Below are 13,794 nucleotides of genomic sequence, written 5' to 3'. Positions count from 1 at the left end.
CTCCCAGCAGGGACGAAGGGCCAGGCGCGGAGCTGATTCTGCGGAGGGAGTCAGATCGTATTCGGTTCGTTGGAGCTGCGACTCGACGCATCTCCCGCGGCATTGACCTCGATGAGATCGTCCTTGGCCTCTGCCGCGCTGCCGTACCGACGTATGCGGACGTGATTCTGGTCTATCTGCGTGACCCGCTGCCGATCGGGGACGAGCGGCCCGTGTCGCCGTTCGTGCTGCGCCTGCGCCGCAGCGACCGGCTGCGGTTGGCCGCCGAGGAGAGCGATGGCTCCGACCCGGTGCTGGGCCCGCAGACCGCGCTTGCCTCGGCGGCCGAGTTGTGCGAGGTGCGGTCCGGCGGCGCGTTGTCCGAGGTGCTGGGCGGTGTCCGGCCCGTCTTCGCTAACTCCCCTGTCGCCCGTGCCGCCCTGCCCGAGCTGCTGGGCGACGGCTTCAGTGTGCCGAGCGGCCACCGCGCGATACTTGCCCCGCTCCGTGGGCGCCGTCGGGTTGTCGGCGCTGCCGTCTTCCTGCGCGGGACCGAACGGCCAGCCTTCGAGTTGGACGACCTCTTGGTCGCCGCCCAGCTCGCCACCCAGACCGCGCTCGGCATCGACAAGGCCATGCTTTACGGGCGCGAGACGTACATCGCCGACGAGCTGCAGCGCACCATGCTGCCCGACTCGCTGCCGCAGCCCACCGGCGTCAAGCTCGCCTCCCGCTACCTCCCGGCCGCCGAGACGGCCCGGGTCGGCGGGGACTGGTACGACTCGATCCCGCTGCCCGGCAGCAGGGTTGCGCTGGTCGTGGGCGACGTCATGGGTCACTCCATGACCTCCGCGGCGATCATGGGTCAGCTGCGTACCACCATGCAGACCCTCGCCGGGCTTGATCTGCCGCCGCAGGAGGTGCTGCACCACCTCGACGAGCAGGCCCAGCGGATCGGCAGCGACCGCATGGCGACCTGCCTCTACGCGGTCTACGACCCCGTCGCGCACCGGATCACCATCGCCAACGCCGGGCATCCACCGCCCATCCTGCTCCATCTGGGCGGCCGCGCGGAGGTGCTGCGGGTGCCGCCCGGTGCCCCGATCGGCGTCGGCGGTGTGAACTTCGAGGCCGTCGAGCTGGACGCTCCCGCGGGCGCCACGCTGGTCCTGTACACCGACGGTCTGGTGGAGTCCCGAATGCGGGACGTCTGGACCGGGATCGAGCAGCTGCGCGAGCGGCTCGCCGCCACCGCCCAGCTCACCGGCCCAGACCATTCGCCGCCGCTGGAGGCCCTGTGCGACGACATCCTGAACATGCTCGGCCCCGGCGACCGGGACGACGACATCGCGCTGCTCGCCGCCCGGTTCGACGGGATCGCGCCGAGCGATGTCGCGTACTGGTTCCTGGAACCGGAGGACTCCGCCCCCGGACGGGCCCGCCGGCTGGCCCGCAGGGCGCTGAGCCGCTGGGGGCTCGACGAGCTCTCCGACACGGTGGAGCTGCTCGTCAGTGAGGTGGTGACCAACGCCGTGCGCTATGCGGAGCGGCCGGTGACGCTGCGGCTGCTGCGGACCGACATCCTGCGCTGCGAGGTCGGCGACGATGCGCCACAGCTGCCCCGCCAGCGCCAGGCCCAGGACATGTACGAGGGCGGCTGGGGGCTGTTCCTCGTGAACCGGCTGGCCAGACGGTGGGGGGCGACACGTCTCTCGACCGGCAAGGTGGTCTGGTTTGAACTGGGCCTGCGTCCGAGTCTGACAACCCCGCCTGGTTGACCAACCGGGCTCTTCAGCAGTTCGGAAGTCGTTCGTCGAGCTACAGATACGGCGGCTTCAACGGGCGGGAGTTCAAGGCCGTGGTCGATGCCGTCGGCGGGGACGTCACCGCGGCGGTGCAGAAGTGGCTGGTCGACAACGACCGCATCGAGCCCGGCACGCCGATCGTCGGCTTGGAGATCCGCGCCTGGATGCCACGGCAGGACTGAAGTGCCCCGCTCAAGGCCCCATGCAGCCGTTGCTGTCCGGGGCCTTGAGCTGTCACCCACACATAGCTGAATGAGTTCACGCTTTGGGCGATCCCGGGAACCGTTCCGTCATCTCTCGCGTTTCTTCTGTGCAGTGCGAAGGGTCCTGCCGAGGCCCGTGCTTTCGGCCGACCGTGGACGGCGAGGAGAGTCGAGGGACATGACGTCAGGGTTGAGGATCACCATCGGCGTTGCTGGCGCCATCGGCATGGCCGCTACACCGGTGGTCTGGTGGCTGAACGGTCCAGGAACTGCTGAGACTGTCGCTGCAGTCATCCAGGGCATCGTCAGCGTTGCTGCTCTCTTGTGGGCAGTTCTCCACCGCCCTGGCACCTCCGGGCCGACGGACAAAGTGGCCCGAACTGGGAAGTCCAGCCGCGGCGGTGTTTCGGGTATCAAGCGGCCTGGCGGCCGGGGGCGTGGCTCGGCCACGGCCAAGCGAACGGGAGACGCTACCGGCAAGAATTCCGTCTCCGGCATCGACTACTCGAGCTAGAGCCGGCATCCATGGCGAAACCACGCAAAGCGAGGGCCATGACGTCCGAGTCGCCGGTGACCGTGACGGACACCGGCAACGCCGAAGTTACTGGCGACGGGACCGCAGTCACCGGATATAGCGGTCCCCCTCCCGACAGCCAAGGTGGCTCGCCACCCGTTGAGGTGTCGGGGACTGGGGACGTCACGGTTACTGCACCCAACTCAGTGGGCAACAGCGGCGTTATTGGACACCTGACGATAAACGCTGCGCCCCGACAGCCTGCCCCCTGGCCTCACCAGGTGGGTGCCATCCCCCGCGAGGCAGAGTCCTTCCAGGAGCGGGACGAGACCGAGCAACTCCGGGCAACGATGAGCCATGGCGGCACGACCGTGCTGTGCCAAGTAGTGCGCGGAACCGGCGGAGTCGGGAAGACCCAGCTTGCCGCCCACTACGCCCGTACGACTTGGCGAGATGGCGAACTGGACGTACTGGTATGGATCAGCGCCAGCAGCCGGCCCGCCATCATCTCCGCGTACGCCCAGGCCGCCGAAGAGCTCCTGGCGGTCGAGCCAAGCGATCCGGAACGATCCACCAAACAGTTCCTCGCTTTCTTGGACAAGCCTCGAAAGGATTCGGTTTGCCGGTGGCTCGTCGTCCTGGACGACGTCACCGACCCGGCCGACCTGAAGGAGCTGCATCCGCCAATATGCCCGAATGGTCGCACTCTCGTCACCACCCGCCGACGCGATGCCGCCCTGCCCGGACAGCAGATCAACCTGGGCATGTTCACCCCCGAGCAGGCCTTCACCTACTTGACAAGGTCCCTTGCCCGGAATGGCCGACATGAGGACGAGCATCAGATCGGAGCTCTCGCCGAAGACCTTGGCTACCTTCCACTGGCGTTGGCCCAAGCGGCTGCCTACCTCATCGACACAGGCCTGAACTGCCGCGACTACCGGGTTCTGCTGGCCGATCAGACCAGACGCCTGGAGGAGCTGGAACCCGACGCGCTTCCCGACGACCAACCACACGCCGTCCACGCCGCATGGTCCCTGTCGATCGAGCGAGCAAATCAGCTCCAGCCAGCTGGAATGGCTGGTCCCATGCTGCAGCTCGCCGCCATGCTCGACCCCAACGGCATCCCTCATGACGTCCTCACCAGCCAACCTGCCCTCGATCACCTCACCGCCGACGCTTCAACAAGCAGTGAACATGCCACCCGGCGCGACGCCGAGCGAGCCCTGCGTGTGCTGCACCGCCTCAGCCTCATCGACCACACCCGCGATACCCCGCATCTTGCTGTGCGGGTGCACCAGCTGACTCAGAGAGCGGTCCGCGACGCCGTGCCACCCACGGAACGAGAACCGTTGGTGGAGGCGGTCGCCGATGCCCTGATGGCAGCCTGGCCGGATCCCGAACTCGACGGGGCCCTCACCGGTGCGCTCCGCAGTTGCACGAACGCCCTGCTAGCCCACGCGGAGGAGACGGTGTGGCGTCTGGGAGGCCACTCGGTGCTGGCCCGCGCCGCGAACAGCCTCGGCGAGTCTGGCCAGTCATCTGCCGCGCATGCTCAGTTGGATGAGCTGGCCAGGGCAGCGCACCGGAGCCTCAGTGCGGACCACAAGGAGACGTTGCGATTGCGGGGCGACGCCGAGTACTGGCGCGGGAAAGCGGGGGACGCGATCGGCGCCGCCGACGCCCTCGGCGCCCTGCTCCCCGATGTGACCAGGGTGCTGGGGGCCAAGCACCCAAGCACCCTGATAGCGCGGGCTAACCTCGCCGAATACCAGGGCAGGGCGGGCGACGCCGACCTCGCGGCAGAGGCCCTCGAGCGGCTGCTGCCCGAGGTGCAACAGGCCCTCCCCGCGGACGACCCGCGCACCCTGACGCTGCGGTTCAATCTGGCCCACTGGCAGGGCGAGGCAGGTGATGCGGCCGGCGCCGCGGCCGCCGTCAGCGAGTTGTGGCAGGACCGGGCTCGAATCCTCGGGCACGATCACCCGGACACTTTGAGCGCGCACCATGAGGCACTCCGCTGGCGGGCGGAGTCAGGGGACATAGAAGGCGCGGCCGCCTCCACACCCGTTCTGCTGGCCGATCTGACGCGAGTGCTCGGCCAGGATCACCCGCAGACTCTGTACGCCCGGGGCAGCCACGCCCACTGGCAGGGCCTCTTGGGGGATGCGGCCGGGGCAGCGGAAGCCCAGGTGAAACTCCTGCAGGACCGGCTGCGCGTGTTCGGCGCTGACCACCCCGCCACGCTGACAACCCGGAGCAACCTCGCCCATTGGCGCGGGACGGCCGGGTTTCCAGCGGAGGCTGCGGAACAGCTCGAACACGTGGTGGTGGACCTGGAGCGCCTCTACGGCCACGACGACCCCAGAGTGCTCACCGCGCGATACAACATCACAAACTGGTGGGCGAAGGCGGCAGACAGCGTCAAGACTGCAGCAGCAGCCGAGAAGATGACGGCGCAGGCAACGCGGATACTCGGCGCTGACAACCCCGAAACGCTCAACATGCGAGGACAGGCGGCCAACTGGCAAGGCGACGCGGGCGACCCTTCGGCTGCCGCGGACGCCTTCGCGCGGCTGCTACCCGACCTGGCCCGGGTCCTGGGCCCGGACGATCCCGTGGTTCTCAAGGTCAGGTACAACATCGCCCACTGGCGGGGAGAGGCCGAAGACACGGCCGGCGCAGCCGACGCCTACGCCGACGCGCTCCAGCACACCGTGAGCGTCTTTGGCCCGGACCACCGCCAGACGGCCGTCGCCCTCCACAACCTCTCCATTTGGAGGTCCGCTGCGGGAGACAAGGCTGGCACCGTGGAGGCCCTGACTCAGCTGCAGGCCCTTGCAGAGCGCAGGCTAGGTGCACAGCACCCAGACGTCGTACGTTCCCGGAGCTCCCTTGCGGAGTTCCAGAACGATGGAAGGGAGCCTCGGCCGCATCGAGGCTCCGATGGTTGAACTGCCAGGCCGTTGCGAAGTGGTCAGCGGCTACGGTCATTTCCGCTCTGATACTCCCCCAAGACCAGGCGTCACCGCGGCGGTACAGACGTGGCTGGTGGACAACGACCACATCGAGCCCGCCACGCAGATTGTCGGCCTGGAGATCCGCGCCTGGATGCCACGGCAGGACTAACCTTCCCGCTCAGGGCCCCGAGCAGCAGCTGCTGCTCGGGGCTTTCTGCTGTCACCGACCCAAATCAAAACGGATCCCATTGATATGCGTACCGACACTATGCATAATTAAAGTATGCGTAATGGTTTCGGGTGCCCCGAACCACGGCCGCCCCGCGAGGAGAAGCAGACGTGAGCAGACAGGACGCCATCACCCAGGCCGTTGCAGCAGCGGAGCCCCTCCAGCAGACCAACAGCGTCGTCGACTTGCACACCATGCAGGACGCCGTGCAACACGCACTGAACCTGGGCGCCACCCTCCAGGACATCGCCGCCGCCCGGACCCCACACCCCGCGCCACTGAAGCCGCTTGCTGCTTGACCAGCGCGTCTCCCTGGTTTCAGACCCCCTGGGCCGTCTTGGGGCCGTCATCCTGCTGCCAACGTTGATTACGACTGGGCGAAAATGGGCCAAACAGGCTGCCATACTCACCGGTTTCATCAATGAAAGCAAAGTCTGGGCCTGCACTCTTCACGGCCGCACGAAGGCGGGCCACCAATACCGAGGGGGTTTCGAGAGGCACGCAGAGCGACTCGGCAGTCCAAGATTGCTCAGTTCCTATCGCCGGACGATTTACAATCATGTCGCGACAGAGAAACGCCGTGGCCGATTCCATGGCGTCCAAGTCCCCACCCGCAGAATACTTGAGGGAGTCTCTCCAGTACGGAAAACCGACCACTAGCGCGAGAGCCTCGCTCAGGTCGGTCGCGATAATTCCGGCATCGCCTTCCGAGCTCGCGTACAGCACAGGACGGGGATTATCTGTGGTCCCGCACAGATAGAACATTCCCCCCGTAAAGTCTCCAGCAATACCTTCGAGCGGAAGCCCGGAGGCCAACCTTGGGGATTCACTACCCATCTTGCGCCTGACGTCAAATTCAAACGCATCTGCCAGAAGAGCTGAGAGCTCTCGATTTTCATCTATCCGCTGCAACAAATCAATGGAATCGCGCATCCCACAACCATAGCAGAGCACGGGTATAGTGCCCACAGGTCGTACCGACCTCGCGACCCAGAAGGGGCTGTGGCCCAGGATATATCCTGGGCCACAGCCCCTTCTGCATGCTATAGCATCCCTATCCCTCGGTAATACGCGAACAATCCTTGAATTCCCGAATTGAAGTAACCTGGGTCCCCGTACTGCCGCTGACCTATTCCACGCAAGTCCCAAATATCCCGAGCAAGGACAGTGCGGAACGGCAGATTACTCTCGGCTGCCTTTGTGGCGCGACCCAAGCTCTTGTAAGTCCTCGTCAGTGCATGATCCGCCTGCTTCATCACGATCGCCCCACCCTCGTTTCTGGCCAGGAATCCAAGGCCGTCTTGCGGCATGTGATGGGCTTCCAACCCATCACCCACTTGACCCGGATTGAGGTCTCCGAAACGACCTGAATCGTTCACGGCCACGCACTTATTGGCATTGTGGACCAGAATTCGCGTGGTCCCGGCGAGCACATAGTACGTATGGAGGCCTTCTACGGTGAGGTTGCGGGTCTCTTCCACCTCATGGAAGGAGTGGGTTGCACGGACGGTGATGTGACGGCCTGTGTCCGTGCGCAGGGTCATTCCGGCGCGGAGGTCTGCGGTGTCTACCCAGGCATTTTCGGAGGGCGACCAGAAGGGGTGGTGGTCGGTGGCTATGAGATCTGCGTCCCCGTGACTGGTAGCGACGGTCAGCTTAGTGAAGTCCTTGTCGTTCTTCGTGATGATGGTGGCGAGGACTGTGCGGGCCTCGGTGTTTCCGGTTTCCGGGTCGGTCGCAAGTACCTTGTCACCGGCCTCGATATCTTCGAGTGGCTTGGTCGCACCGTCGGCCATCACAACTTCCTGAGCGGGCAGGAAGCTGTTAAAGCATTTCCCGACCTGGCGCATGGCTATCTTTTCGGCCATGAGTTCGGCTGCTCCGAAGGCAGCCCCGAATGCAGCCCCGGCTACTGCCCCTTCTACTTCATTGCTTAGGGCTTCCGTCGTTGACTCGTCGTCGCCGTCGACAAGGTCGGAGGCTGCTGCTTGGGCGAACCCTGCTGCTGCTCCGCAGCCGGCGGTCCCGAGCAGACTTACGCCCCCTGTCTCCGGGGCTGCGGCGATAAGGGCACCCTCGCAAACGACGCCCGTGACGATACCGGCGGCGGCGCCGACGATTTCGGCGAACAGGCCGGATCCGGATCCTTGCCCACCGTTTGCAGTGCCGGCTGGCTTGGGGTTGGAGCCGGAGCCTCCAGTCGAGGGGCTCCCAGAGCTTGGGGGCGGCGGCGGTGTGCCGGTGCCGAATTGCTTCTTGACCTGCTTGGGGGTGAGGCCGCCCGGGGTTCCCCCTGTGTAGCAGGCTCCGAGTGCTCCGCATATCTCGGAGAGGCCGGATGGGTCGCTGTAGTTGATGGGGTCGTTGTGGCTGTAGCTGTAGGCGGAGAGGTTCTGCGGGGCGTAGGTGGCGCTGAGGGGGTCGGGGCTGAGGAAGCGGCCGAGTTTGGGGTCGTAGGCGCGGGCGCCGAGTAGGGAGAGGCCGGTGGCGGTGTCTTCGGTTTTTCCGAGGAAGCCGTGGTCAGTTCCGGCAGGGAGGTTGCCGCTGCGGTCGTCGCCGAAGGGTGTGTAGCGACGGCGGATTGCAGTGCCGGTCTTGGCGTCTACGGCGAGCTGTGTCGACGCCTGGGTGTCGGCCATCAGATAGGTGAGTTTGCCGCTGCCTGAGTCGGTGGTGCGGATGGCGACGGCGGTTGTGCCGCAGGCGTAGTAGCGGGTGGCCGTGGCTGTTTTGCCGTCGGTGGTGCGTAGTTCGGTGCCGCCGAGGTAGGCGACTGTTTCCTGGGGGCTGGTGCGGACCAGGATGTTGCCGTCGGCGTCGTAGGTGTAGCGGGTGAGTTCTGCACCCGAGGACTTGGTGGTGGTGACGGTGCTGAGCTGGCCGATCTTGGTCCAGGTGTAGTCGGTGGTCTTTTTGTCGGCGGTGGTGGCGCCTGGTTCGACGCGGTGTTCGAGCTGGCCGTCGTCGTTGTAGGTGAAGGTGTCCTTTGAGGTGGTGGTGGTGCCGGACTTGTTGTCGATCTGGCGGACGCCATGCGGTGGTTGGTCGGGGTTGGCCGTGGTCCAGGTGCCGCTGTCGTCGTAGCCGGGATACAGGTAGTCCCGGGTTGTCTTGTTCGCGGCTGCGTCGGTGTCGGTGACGCTTTGCAGGTTGCCGAGCCGGTCGTAGGTGTAGTGGGTCTGGTACGGGGCTTCGCCTGTGAAGTCGGAGACCGCACCGATTGCCGGGATGGCCCAGTTAGAACAGTCGCTCGCGGCTGCTCTGGTGTAGGCATCGGTGAGGCGGGTCAGGTCGTCGTACCTGAAGCACTGGGATTGGGCTGTCTGGCCGCTGGCCTGCTCCCTCAGCTCGGTGAGCTTGCCGTCCGGGTCGTAGCTGTAGGTGTCCTTCTGGGACTCCTTGATGAGTCCGTTGACGTTGACCGTCGTGGAGATGGAGTCCAGGCGTCCGGTGCCGTTGGTGTCCTGGTAGGCGTAGGAGCGGGCTGCGTTGACGCCGAGTCCGGAGAATTTGGCGCCGTAGTCGCGTCCCGCGAGACGGCTGTAGGCGTCGTAGGTGGTGCTGTTCACGTAGACGGCGTTGCCGAGTGTGCCGGTGAGCCGGTCGGGCTGTCCGTAGGCGTTGTACGAGGTGGTGACGGTCTCGGCGTCCAGGCCGCCGGCTGGTGGATAGGTGGCGGTGATGATGTGGTCGGCTGCGTCGTAGGTCTGTGTGGTGGTGTAGCTGCCGGCGAGGCCGTTGACGTTGGCCGGGATCGTGGTGGTGCTGCTCAAGGGGCGGCCGCGGGTGTCGAAGCCGTTGATCTTCGACGTGTACGCGTTCCCGCCGGTGTCACGGCTGGTCGTCGCGGTCACCTTGCCGAGTCCGTTGGCGACGGTCGGGTCGTCCCAGGTCCAGGCGGCCAGTTCGTCGCTGCCGCTGGACGCTGAGGTCTTGCGGCCGAGGTTGTCGTAGGAGTATCTGACGACAGTCTGGCCGGCGTTGCTGGTCGCCGTCTCGACCTGTCCGTTGGCGTCGTACGTGGTGCTGGACTCGCCAGCATCCGCGTCATTCGCGGTGAGACGCTGGTTAGCCCAGTCGTAGGTGTAGATGGTGTTGTTGCCGCGGGTGTCGGTGATCTGTGTCAGTTCGCCCTTGCCGCCGTAGTGGTACTGCGTGGCGAACAGCGAGGTGCCGTCGTGCTCGACGACCTTGGAGGCCTGCCCGTAGACATCGGTGTAGGTATCGGTGGCGCCTCTGTTGGCCTGGGTGACCGTGGTGTAGTCGCCTTGGTAGGTGGTGGACACCCGGTTCTCGGCCTGGAGCTGAGAGGTGCTCCCGTCTCCCACGCGGAGTCGGGACTGCACCGTTCGCCCGGCCCAGTCGACCAAGAGGTCCGTGAAGGACGGCAGGGCCTCAAGCTTGGGTGAAACAAGCCCGGATCCGGCGGTTCCCTCGCTGCGGAAAACTGCTGAGGCGCCGATGTTGTTGCCCGCGCTGTCGTAGCGCGTCACAGCTACCTGACGGTTGCTGACCGCTTCGGAGCTGTCAGGCAGCGGGTTCTGGGTCTCGCGCGCTCGCCCGAGGGCGTCGCTGTAAGCGTAGGACGACAGATACGTGGATCCCGCCTGAAGGGTCTGGGTGCTCGTCTGAGGGAAGCCCGTGACCGAGTCCGGTACGCCGCTGCTCGTGCCAGTGGGAATCGAATACCCGAATTTCAGGGATGGGGAAGTTCCCGTCTCGGTCGGCTTCCACACTTCGGTAATGCGTCCGGCGGCATCCAGGGTGACAGTCGTGACGTTCCCGTTGGCGTCCTGGGTCTTGTACGGCACGCCCCAGAACCGGGACTTCCACACGGTCGTGCTCAGTGGGCCCTTGGCCGACATGGTGCCGTCGGGGTCGGCCGTGGTGCTGGTTATCCCGTTGATCGGCCAGAGATTGGCGGGGCTGAACGTCGTGGTGGTGCGGTTCTTCTTGCCGTCCTCACCCCACACCGCGCGTCCGGCGCCGTCGTAGCCCACCTTGATGCTGCGATACGTACTGGCACCGGTGTAGGTGCGAACTTCGGTGGCGTTGCCGTCGGCCGGCTTGTTGGTGTCGACGGAGGTGGCGTTGTCGAACAGGGTGGCCGTGTAGCTGTCCTGGTTGGCCGCTGCTCGGTCGGTACACCCGCTGTTGTAGTGCCGTACCTCGTCCTGGAGCACGGTCCAGCGCTGGACGCCGGTGGAGTCGTAGTCGTCGGTGTTGTAAGCGCGCCCGTAGGTGGTGCAGCGGTTGTCGGCGACGTTGGTCTCGCCCCAGTCGTCGGTGCGCAGGGCCAGACCGTACGTGGTGGAGGTGGTGCTGGTGTCGTCGAACTCGCTCTGGACGACGTGCTCACGCCAGCCCGTGGAGATCTTGGTCTGCGTGGTGGTCCGGGACTCGCGCACGAAGCGTGCGTCGGGCACGCCGTCATAGGTGGCGGTGGTATGGGCCCAGTAGCTATGGAAGACCCGCTCGTGGGAGCTGCCGGTGTCGTCGCGCTGGGACGTCTCGATCGTCCGGCCGGCGAGCCAGGGCTGATCGGTGTAGCTGGTGCCTTCGCCGTCGCTGACGCTGACCGCCCGGGTTTTGGAAGGGTCGGTCTTGTCGGTGCGGTCGCCGTCCAGGCCGCGGTAGAGCCAGTGGTAGGTGGTGTGCTTGGTGGCGCCCGTTCCGGTCGTAATGGCGACTTGCTGGTAGCCGCGCCAGTCAGTCCAGGACTCGTCCTCGTCCTTGGTCAGCGGGTCACTGGTGAACGCCCACCCGGCTCCGCCCACGTAGTCGTACGAGGTGGTGATGACAGGTGCGCCATCCTGGTTGCTGGTGACGGTGGGGTCGACTTCGACCTGGGTCACCAGGAACTTCTTGAACCAGCCGGACTTGGCGTCCGTCGCCCCTTCGGGAGTCCATTTCTGCCAGAAGCAGTCCTGCTTGTTAGACGCCTGGGAAGGGAGCGCCGCGGCGTCGCACGCATCGGGGGCGCTGTAGGTGACGGTGGTGGTCGCGCCGAGGTCGTCGTGGATGGTGCTGATGCGCCGGAAGTTGATCTCAGAGGAGCCGACCTTGTTGTCCAGGTCGACACCGTTGAAGTTGATCACCGGGAGGACGATGTTCGTGCCGCTGCCGTAGGTCTTGCGCTGCATGTAGTCCAGCCACAGCGTCTTGCCGACGGTGCCCTCGGGGTTCGGCAGGCCGTGCTTGGTCTGGTACTGCTCCACCAGGTCCCAGTCATTACCCGTCGTGTTGAGGACGTACGTCTTGATGTCCCAGAGCATGTCCTTGGTGAAGAACGTCGGGTAGTAGGTCTTGCCGGCGCAGTCGTAGTCGTTCGCTGTTCCGTCGCACATCAGGTCGACGGGCACATCGGGGTAGGAGGAGGGGGTGGAGCTGATGGACGGGCACGCGCTGGGTTCGTCGCGCAGCGGGTCCGTTTCCGACATACGCTCCACGCACCGGCCCACGTGGGTGAGTTCGACCCTGCCGGTCGGTTTTGAGTCCGCGATCTGGGTGGGCCAGCCGTACTCGATGGCACGGAGGTAGCCACCCGAGGTGTATGAGCGGGCCATGTCCGTGTCCGCGACGGACCGGTAGTGGTTGTACTCCTTGTCGTAGAAGTACGTGGTGTCGACCTCGTTGGCGTCCACGACTCGGTCGAGGTTCCATCGCCAGGCTTGGGTACACGGCTCGGGGAACTGGCTGTGGCAGGGCTCGCCGGCGTTGTTGCCGACCACCGGCATCGTGTACACCGAGGAGGTGGCCTCTTGGGTGCGCTGGGAACGGCCCCAGCCGAAGTAGTAGCGCTGGCCGTCCTGGCTGCCGATCACCCAGTACTCGTCATCCGCACCGTACCCACCACTGAGGTGCTGGACCCGCCAGCCCGGGTCGTCCCTGAGGTGGTACGAGCCGGTGCCGTTTTTGTCCTGGACGAGCTCGGAGCTGACACCGTTGAGGTTGATGACGTAGACCGCACCGTCCGGCTCTGTGCCGGTGTTGGGCGAGTCCCAGCACATGTCACCGATCGTCGGCAGGCCGTCGTCAGTGCAGTTGCGGTAGCGGCGTTCGATGAACCCGACGCCGAGGTCCCATCCCATGCCGGCCCAGGACGCCTGGTTGTTCGTTGCCGAGGTACGGCCGTCCACGGACTGTGAGTTGTAGGACAAGCCGAGGGCAGGTGCTGAGCCCATCGCGGGTGCCGGCAGCTGGATCGGGAGGTTGTAGGTGAAGGCACCGGAGCCGGTGGCCACCGACCAGGAACCGGAGGCAGCAAGCGAGGAGGCCCGGTAGTCACCCTGGTCGGAGGAGGATCCGGCGGTGACCGCGTAGACACTGGCTCCCCCGGTCGTACCCAGCTGGGTGGACAGGCCAGGATCGGCACTACCGGCGCTCGTGTCTGCCGACGTGGTGTCTGCATCGGCCGTGACCGTCGCCGTCAGCATGCCCGTCTTGACGTCGTTATTGCTCGGCACGACCTCACGCGCCGTACAGCCCTCCGCCTCCGGAGTGGTGAGCGCACAGGCAGGGAGCTTGACCAGCATCAGGCGCTGCGCGAAATCACCACCGTAGGCGTACTGGAAGCCTGAGTAGTCGATCCCGAGCTGCACCTGGCCCGGATCACTGCCGCCATCGGTTCGGGAAACCTGGACCCCGAGACCAACCCCTCCGGCCGGAGCGACGGCCTGCCGGTCGAGGACCTGCACGTCGACCTGCTCGGGAGTAAGCGGATCCGGGACCGGATCCGGTGTCGCAGAGTCGGTGGGTTCTGGTGAGGGTGTATCAGAGGCGGAGGGGCTCGCCTCTGGCGAGGCATTTTCGCCGGAGGTTGCCGACGGCGTCGGATCGTCTGTGGACGCAGCCCGGCCGGCCCCGGCGAACTGCGGCGCGGGGCCGGTCGGCTCGGCGACAGGCGCGACCTCTACAACATCGGCGACCCGGTTCTCCTCGTCGCCGCCTGGTGCAGGCGACGACGTGGCCGAAGGCGACGACGCATCGGATGGGGTTGGCATGACGGTGCCGGGGTCACCCGGTGCAGCGGTCGACAGATCGACGCGAGCCTGGGCCGCAGCCGGCCACTTCGGCTGCGGAAGAGCCTTGCCAGCCTCTTCCGCCT

6 protein-coding genes and 1 pseudogene are annotated in these 13,794 nt (G+C 66.0%); 5 read left to right on the top strand and 2 right to left on the bottom strand.

Annotated features, from left to right (window positions below):
* Positions 1 to 41 precede the first annotated feature (41 nt).
* The 5 genes and pseudogenes from OHA03_RS47185 to OHA03_RS47165 all read left to right on the top strand — a co-directional run.
* Positions 42 to 1,757 (top strand): annotated as a pseudogene (locus OHA03_RS47185) (SpoIIE family protein phosphatase); the annotation flags it as partial.
* Entirely contained in the window at positions 1,754 to 1,966 is a 213-nt protein-coding gene (locus OHA03_RS47180; protein ID WP_267010107.1) for a hypothetical protein, read from the top strand. The pseudogene OHA03_RS47185 and the gene OHA03_RS47180, both read left to right, overlap by 4 nt.
* A gap of 573 nt (positions 1,967 to 2,539) precedes the next feature.
* A complete protein-coding gene (locus OHA03_RS47175; protein ID WP_267010106.1) occupies positions 2,540 to 5,452 on the top strand; it encodes an NB-ARC domain-containing protein in 2,913 nt (970 codons plus the stop codon).
* Complete coding sequence (locus tag OHA03_RS47170; RefSeq protein WP_267010105.1) at positions 5,445 to 5,627, top strand: hypothetical protein; 183 nt, start codon at positions 5,445 to 5,447, stop codon at positions 5,625 to 5,627. Before OHA03_RS47175 ends, OHA03_RS47170 begins: the two co-directional genes overlap by 8 nt.
* A gap of 170 nt (positions 5,628 to 5,797) precedes the next feature.
* Complete coding sequence (locus OHA03_RS47165) at positions 5,798 to 5,986, top strand: hypothetical protein (RefSeq protein ID WP_267010104.1); 189 nt, start codon at positions 5,798 to 5,800, stop codon at positions 5,984 to 5,986.
* A gap of 19 nt (positions 5,987 to 6,005) precedes the next feature.
* On the opposite strand, the gene OHA03_RS47160 is transcribed toward OHA03_RS47165, so the two are convergent.
* Together OHA03_RS47160 and OHA03_RS47155 are read right to left on the bottom strand one after the other, a co-directional pair.
* Positions 6,006 to 6,620 (bottom strand): hypothetical protein, encoded by a 615-nt coding sequence (locus OHA03_RS47160; protein ID WP_267010103.1) that lies wholly within the window; start codon positions 6,618 to 6,620, stop codon positions 6,006 to 6,008.
* Between the two features lie 110 nt (positions 6,621 to 6,730).
* On the bottom strand, positions 6,731 to 13,384 hold the full coding sequence (locus OHA03_RS47155; protein ID WP_267010102.1) for a polymorphic toxin-type HINT domain-containing protein: 6,654 nt from the start codon (positions 13,382 to 13,384) through the stop codon (positions 6,731 to 6,733).
* Between the last annotated feature and the right edge of the window lie 410 nt (positions 13,385 to 13,794).

Origin of the sequence: Streptomyces sp. NBC_00154 (assembly GCF_026342835.1) — a bacterium.
Classification (GTDB): domain Bacteria; phylum Actinomycetota; class Actinomycetes; order Streptomycetales; family Streptomycetaceae; genus Streptomyces.
The sequence above is the reverse complement of the archived record's forward strand: the minus strand, read 5'-3'. Positions and strand labels throughout refer to the sequence as shown.

Excerpts from the sequence above, each read along its gene's own strand:
- OHA03_RS47170 (WP_267010105.1), top strand. The coding sequence starts at position 5,445 with ATGGTTGAACTGCCAGGCCGTTGCGAAGTGGTCAGCGGCTACGGTCAT.
- OHA03_RS47175 (WP_267010106.1), top strand. The coding sequence starts at position 2,540 with ATGACGTCCGAGTCGCCGGTGACCGTGACGGACACCGGCAACGCCGAA.
- OHA03_RS47160 (WP_267010103.1), bottom strand. The coding sequence starts at position 6,620 with ATGCGCGATTCCATTGATTTGTTGCAGCGGATAGATGAAAATCGAGAG.